Source organism: Candidatus Erwinia dacicola (genome assembly GCF_001756855.1).
GTDB classification, from domain to species: Bacteria; Pseudomonadota; Gammaproteobacteria; order Enterobacterales; family Enterobacteriaceae; genus Erwinia; species Erwinia dacicola.
Map to the genome: position 1 here is coordinate 1 of NZ_MAYS01000378.1, position 5,951 is coordinate 5,951.

The 5,951-nt window shown below is 49.2% G+C and carries 8 protein-coding genes; all 8 read left to right on the forward strand.

The window, feature by feature from the left end:
• Positions 1–195 precede the first annotated feature (195 nt).
• The 8 genes from BBW68_RS10650 to ureG are packed head-to-tail and all read left to right on the forward strand — an operon-like array spanning position 196 to position 5,681.
• Entirely contained in the window at positions 196–1,029 is an 834-nt protein-coding gene (locus BBW68_RS10650; protein ID WP_070135343.1) for an urease accessory protein UreD, read from the forward strand.
• A 12-nt stretch (positions 1,030–1,041) separates the two neighbouring features.
• Positions 1,042–1,344, forward strand: a complete 303-nt coding sequence (locus tag BBW68_RS10655) for an urease subunit gamma (protein WP_070135344.1) — start codon at positions 1,042–1,044, stop codon at positions 1,342–1,344.
• Positions 1,345–1,356: 12 nt separating this feature from the next.
• Positions 1,357–1,668: an urease subunit beta gene (locus BBW68_RS10660; protein ID WP_070135345.1), complete on the forward strand. Its 312-nt coding sequence runs from the start codon at positions 1,357–1,359 to the stop codon at positions 1,666–1,668.
• Complete coding sequence (gene ureC, locus BBW68_RS10665; RefSeq protein WP_070135346.1) at positions 1,665–3,368, forward strand: urease subunit alpha; 1,704 nt, start codon at positions 1,665–1,667, stop codon at positions 3,366–3,368. The genes BBW68_RS10660 and ureC overlap by 4 nt, the downstream gene beginning before the upstream one ends.
• A gap of 9 nt (positions 3,369–3,377) precedes the next feature.
• Positions 3,378–3,827, forward strand: coding sequence for an urease accessory protein UreE (ureE, locus tag BBW68_RS10670; RefSeq protein ID WP_070135347.1), 450 nt, complete (start codon positions 3,378–3,380; stop codon positions 3,825–3,827).
• A gap of 14 nt (positions 3,828–3,841) precedes the next feature.
• The gene (locus tag BBW68_RS10675; protein WP_070135348.1) at positions 3,842–4,384 is read left to right on the forward strand and encodes a HupE/UreJ family protein; all 543 of its coding nucleotides are present in this window, start codon (positions 3,842–3,844) and stop codon (positions 4,382–4,384) included.
• A complete protein-coding gene (locus tag BBW68_RS10680; protein ID WP_070135349.1) occupies positions 4,381–5,055 on the forward strand; it encodes an urease accessory protein UreF in 675 nt (224 codons plus the stop codon). The genes BBW68_RS10675 and BBW68_RS10680 overlap by 4 nt, the downstream gene beginning before the upstream one ends.
• An 8-nt stretch (positions 5,056–5,063) precedes the next feature.
• Positions 5,064–5,681 (forward strand): urease accessory protein UreG, encoded by a 618-nt coding sequence (gene ureG / locus BBW68_RS10685; protein ID WP_070135350.1) that lies wholly within the window; start codon positions 5,064–5,066, stop codon positions 5,679–5,681.
• The last annotated feature ends 270 nt before the right edge of the window (positions 5,682–5,951 follow it).

The following is a 5,951-nucleotide window of genomic DNA, read 5'->3' on the forward strand; positions in this document are numbered from 1 at the left end:
CCTTGACGGACTCGACCGGGGCATATCCCACCAGCAGAAGCCGAACAGGCATATTATGCTTCCATCGGGAATGAGGATCTGGCAACCTGAGTTCTCAACTAAAATACTCTCCCGGAAAACTGGGGCGGTTCAATAACTAAGCATCCCTGATGGGACGCTTACCTGATTAGTGACAGTTTCCGCAGGAGATATCTGATGACTCAAAGCGACGCTTCTTGGACAGACCCTATGTCGGGCCATGGATGGAAAGCCCGTCTTTCTGTCCGTCTAGAGCCCGTTGCTGGGCAAACACGCGTTATCCGGCAGCAGCATGTGGGTCCTCTTCGCGTTCAGCGTGCATTTTACCCTGAGGGTGAAATTTGCCATCTGTATTTGCTGCATCCTCCTGGAGGAGTGGTTGGCAGCGACTCGCTTTCGATAAATGTCACCGTCGCGCCAGGAGCAAAATCGCTGCTTACCATGCCGGGAGCGGCGAAACTTTATCGCAGCAATGGCGCTACTGCTGAAATCGCACAGTATTTTTCTCTTGGCACTGACAGTCAGTTGGAATGGCTTCCGCCGATCTCGATTTGCTTCTCGGGCTGCAAAAGTAGGATTAAAAGCGAGTTCCGGTTGAGTGTCGGAGCGCGTCTTATCGCTTGGGAAACTTTTTGTTTTGGTCGTCCAGTTATGGGAGAAAAATTCAGCACTGGAAGTGTTCAGACTTCGCTTCGCATTTGGTGTGATGAACAGCTAATATTGAATGAAGTGTTAAGAGTAATTGATGGCCTTACTACAACCGCTGAATTTCCACTTCACAGCACCGTTGTACTTATGCCTGCCAGTGGAGCTTTGCGTGACCAGATACGGACAATGCTGGTAAAGAGAAAAAATCCTGCGGGCGCTACACTATTTGATGCTCTGCTGATTGTTCGCCTGCTTGACGACGACAACCTGCAGCTGGAAGCTGATTTGCTGCAAATCTGGCGATTAGCGCGGCAGCAGATTATGGGGAAAAACGTTAATGTCCCTCGCATCTGGTCTACCTGAATTGGAGTTTTTATGGAGCTCACATCTCGAGAGAAAGATAAATTATTGCTGTTTACTGCCGCCCTAGTAGCCGAAAGCAGGCTCGCACGTGGCGTAAAACTCAACTATCCGGAGGCGGTTGCGCTGATTAGTGCCGCCATCGTAGAAGGGGCACGTGATGGCAAAACAGTTGCAGAACTGATGGAAGAAGGTCGCCACATTTTAGTTCGTGATCAAGTGATGGAGGGCATACCGGAAATGATTCCAAATGTGCAAGTCGAAGCGACCTTTCCGGATGGCACTAAACTGGTGACTGTCCACGACCCGATTATTTGAGGAATGATGATAATGATTCCAGGTGAAATCATTGTGGCTATCGGTGAAATTGAGCTGAACGCAGGAAGGGAAACGAGGTGTGTAAGAGTTGAGAATCACGGCGATCGCCCAATTCAGGTAGGGTCACACTACCACTTCTTTGAAGTCAATCCAGCTTTAATATTTGATCGCCAGAAAACGTACGGATACCGGCTGGACATTGCCGCAGGCACCGCTGTGCGCTTTGAGCCTGGTCAGTCGCGTGAAGTCATTCTGGTTCCCGTAACTGGTAACCGTGAGATTTATGGTTTTCGCGGTGAAATTCAGGGGAGACTGACACCATGAGCACCCTTTCACGTCAGGCATATGCTGACATGTTCGGCCCCACTACTGGGGATCGTATCCGACTCGCCGATACGGAACTATGGGTTGAAGTTGAGCAGGACCTCACCCACTACGGTGACGAAGTGAAATTTGGTGGAGGTAAAGTCATTCGCGATGGAATGGGTCAGAGTCAATTGCCCGATAGCGTGGTGATGGATCTGGTACTGACCAACGCGTTGATCGTTGACCACTGGGGTATCGTTAAAGCAGATATCGGTATCAAGCAGGGACGCATCGCAGCTATTGGCAAAGCAGGCAACCCTGATATTCAGTCTGGAGTTACCATCGCCATTGGAGCAGCTACCGAAATTATCTCTGCCGAAGGCAAAATCGTTACAGCTGGTGGCGTAGATGCACACATTCACTTTATCTGCCCCCAGCAGGCAACCGAAGCGTTAACCTCAGGAATCACTACGATGATTGGCGGTGGTACGGGGCCAGCAACCGGCACCAATGCCACAACCTGCACCCCTGGCCGCTGGAACATTAGCCGCATGCTTCAGGCGGCAGATGCCCTGCCTGTAAATATTGGCCTTTTGGGTAAAGGTAATTCGTCAAGCAAGGAAGCGATCCGCGAGCAGATTGACGCTGGTGTGATCGGTCTTAAGTTGCATGAAGACTGGGGTTCAACGCCTGCAGCAATCGACTGCTGCTTGATGGTAGCAGAAGAGGAAGATGTACAGGTCGCTATCCATACAGATACGCTTAATGAAGCGGGATTTGTTGAGGACACACTTAAAGCGATTGGGAGTCGCACTATTCATACCTTTCACACAGAAGGCGCTGGCGGCGGTCATGCTCCTGACATTATAAACGCCTGTGGTTATGAAAACATTCTACCTTCTTCTACAAATCCAACATTGCCCTACACCATCAATACCGTTGATGAGCATCTCGATATGTTAATGGTGTGCCATAATCTAGACGCTAGTATTTCAGAAGACATCGCTTTTGCAGAGTCGCGTATACGCTGGGAGACCATCGCAGCGGAAGATATCTTGCATGATATTGGTGCCCTCTCAATGACGTCATCTGACTCTCAGGCAATGGGAAGAGTGGGAGAGGTGATCATGCGCACGTGGCAGGTGGCGCACAAGATGAAAGTGCAGCGCGGCACTTTGCCTGAAGATAAAGCAGGCATGGACAACTTCCGGATTAAACGTTACATCGCTAAATATACTATCAATCCGGCAATCACGCACGGCATCGCACATGAAGTCGGTTCGATTGAAACAGGAAAAATGGCAGATCTCGTACTCTGGAATCCTGCTTTCTTTGGCGTAAAACCTGCGCTCGTTGTCAAAGGAGGTATGATTGCCACCGCCCCTATGGGGGATATCAATGCTTCTATCCCAACGCCTCAACCTGTTCACTACCGCCCGATGTTTGGCTCGCTAGGAGACGCACGACATGCCACGCGTTTGACGTTTCTGCCTGCCCGCGCAATTGAAAGTGGGTTGTCTGAGAGGCTGTCCCTTAAAAGTCAGATTGGTACGGTCAAGGGCTGCCGCACAGTGTGCAAAGCACACATGATCCACAACGATCTTACGCCCAATATTGATATCGATGCGCAAACCTATGAAGTCCGTGCTGACAGGCAACTGCTGACTTGTGCCCCATTAGATATCCTCCCTATGGCGCAGCGTTATTTTCTTTTTTAAGGGGAACCTATGTATTTACTAACACGTAAACTCGTAAGCTCAGACAAGATATCGACCACCGCGACCCTTGATTTTGATACGCGTTTGAAAAGCCGTGCCTGCATCAACCTCAATAACGGGAGTGTAGCTGGCCTGCATCTGGAGCGGGGCTCGCTGCTTCGTGGAGGTGACATCCTCAGCGATGACAGCGGTCAATTTGTCGTTAATATTCTCGCGGCACCTGAGCATGTATCATTTGCCCTGTGCGAAGATCCACTTAAGTTATCTATCGCCTGCTACCATTTGGGTAACCGGCACGTCTCTCTGCAAATTGAGGCTGGCCGTGTCACTTATCTGCATGATCATGTACTGGATAAGATGCTCATCGGTCTGGGACTCATTGTGGGGGAAGATAACATTCCCTTCGAGCCAGTTTCAGGTGCATATGAAACTGGCTCTCGCCATCATCATCAACACTGATATCGGAGCAGGTCATGAACAAATATTTTCTACTTTTGTCTTTGCTGATGGCGAGTCCTGTAATGGCCCATACTGAACATGGCCCTGAAAGCCTAGGAGCAGGCCTGATGCATCCACTCACAGGATTTGATCATTTGTTGATGCTTTCAGGCGTTGGCGTTTTATCAGCTCTGGGCAACCGTCCTAAATTGTTTCTGCTTTCCACTCTTTTAGCAATGTCCGCTGGGGCTCTCGGTGGTCATCTTCTTGGGACCTTTAGTGGAATGGAAATTCTTATCGGCTTCTCATTACTTATGGCAGGTACATTTATCTTTGCCACCGTTAAAGGAAAGCTGACTTGGGCGCTGCCCATGCTTGCGCTTGCGCACGGCTGGGCTCACGGTGCTGAGGGAAACGAAGATGGATTCTGGTTATTTGCAGTAGGTTTCATGCTGGGTTGCACTGCCATACTGACCGTTGGCTACGGTGTAGGTGTGTTTCTCCGCAGCCATCCCGTCATGCGCCAAGTCGCTGGCGGCGCATGGCTCGCAGCAGCTATTGCGGTAATTGCCGGATGATGACATCGCTGCAACAAATGCGATTGCTGCAGCTCAGCAGTGCGTCACTCCCTGTCGGTAGTTTTACCTATTCACAAGGGCTGGAATGGGCAGTTGAAGCTGGCTGGGTGACAAGTGTTGGGCAGTTCCGTGAATGGCAGATTAATTCTATCGAGCAGTCGTTGATCCTTCAGGACCTTCCCCTCCTATTAAGGCTCTACCATGCGTCAAGAAGGGGCGATCTAAATGCCTTTGAGAGCTGGTCACAATATCTGCTCGCTTGCCGTGAAACCCTTGAATTACGGAATGAGGAGACGCAACGTGGTGAGGCAATGGTGCGTATTCTGCAGGGTATTGAAATGATTCTTCCAGAAGCTTGGTATAATGCATTGCTGCGCAGCCAAATCGCCGGGCTGGCTTGGGCAGGAAGCGTATGGAAGATTCCTGCCGAGCCTTTGATGCTTTCTCAGGCTTGGAGTAATCTGGAAAGCATGGTGATGGCTGGTGTAAAGCTCGTGCCCTTTGGGCAGACAGCAGCACAGCAGCTGCTATTTAAATTAAGTGAATATATTGCTTCGCGGCTTCCTGCCGTGATGAAAGTGGGCGATGAGGAGCTGGGCAGTAGCTTACCCATAGTAGCGATATCATCGGCCCTGCATGAAACCCAGCATACGCGTTTATTTCGATCTTAGGAGTGAAAATGCAAGATTATAAACAACCGGTACGAATAGGGGTTGGTGGCCCGGTAGGATCTGGTAAAACAGCACTGCTTGAGGCTTTGTGTAAAAAAATGCGTGACCGCTACCAGCTGGCCGTGGTGACCAATGATATTTATACCAAAGAAGATCAACGCATATTGATTGAAGCTGGTGCCCTTGAGCCGGAGAGAATTATCGGCGTAGAAACGGGAGGCTGCCCACATACTGCAATACGTGAAGACGCGTCAATGAATCTTGCAGCCGTTGAAGAACTGAGCCGTAAAATTGTTAATTTAGACTTGATTTTTGTGGAAAGTGGTGGTGACAACCTGAGCGCGACCTTTAGCCCTGAACTCGCGGATCTTACGATCTATGTCATTGACGTTGCGGAGGGTGAGAAAATCCCTCGCAAAGGTGGGCCTAGCATAACGCGTTCTGATTTTTTAGTTATTAATAAAACCGATCTTGCTCCTTACGTCGGCGCATCGCTTGAAGTAATGGAAAAAGACACTCAGCGTATGCGTCCGGAAAAACCATGGACATTTGCTAACCTTAAAAAAAATGAAGGACTGGATAAAATCATTGAATTTATCGAACATAAAGCAATGTTATTGATATAAAAATTGGAGACAGTACTCGAGATTGTATAATTGCCTGATTTTGATATGTTCATGGTTAGGAGATTGAATCACCTCTTCTGAGAGCGCCCAACCATGAATGTAAAAACGAACTATCCCTTTGATGCGGCGGTCGTGCGTAGGTTTAAGTATGAAAATGCAGTTTTTGTCGTGTTTTTAACCGGAAAGCCATTTTTCAGGCATACTAATCCGGCTCAGGCATCCGCAACCATCGCATTTTCTCCATTCCACGCAAGCTTTCCGACAGTCATG

What these genes read in the sequence shown, in the direction of transcription:
- BBW68_RS10650 (WP_070135343.1), top strand. Translation starts at nt 196, where the DNA reads ATGACTCAAAGCGACGCTTCTTGGACAGACCCTATGTCGGGCCATGGA.
- BBW68_RS10655 (WP_070135344.1), top strand. Translation starts at nt 1,042, where the DNA reads ATGGAGCTCACATCTCGAGAGAAAGATAAATTATTGCTGTTTACTGCC.
- BBW68_RS10660 (WP_070135345.1), top strand. Translation starts at nt 1,357, where the DNA reads ATGATTCCAGGTGAAATCATTGTGGCTATCGGTGAAATTGAGCTGAAC.
- ureC (WP_070135346.1), top strand. Translation starts at nt 1,665, where the DNA reads ATGAGCACCCTTTCACGTCAGGCATATGCTGACATGTTCGGCCCCACT.
- ureE (WP_070135347.1), top strand. Translation starts at nt 3,378, where the DNA reads ATGTATTTACTAACACGTAAACTCGTAAGCTCAGACAAGATATCGACC.
- BBW68_RS10675 (WP_070135348.1), top strand. Translation starts at nt 3,842, where the DNA reads ATGAACAAATATTTTCTACTTTTGTCTTTGCTGATGGCGAGTCCTGTA.
- BBW68_RS10680 (WP_070135349.1), top strand. Translation starts at nt 4,381, where the DNA reads ATGATGACATCGCTGCAACAAATGCGATTGCTGCAGCTCAGCAGTGCG.
- ureG (WP_070135350.1), top strand. Translation starts at nt 5,064, where the DNA reads ATGCAAGATTATAAACAACCGGTACGAATAGGGGTTGGTGGCCCGGTA.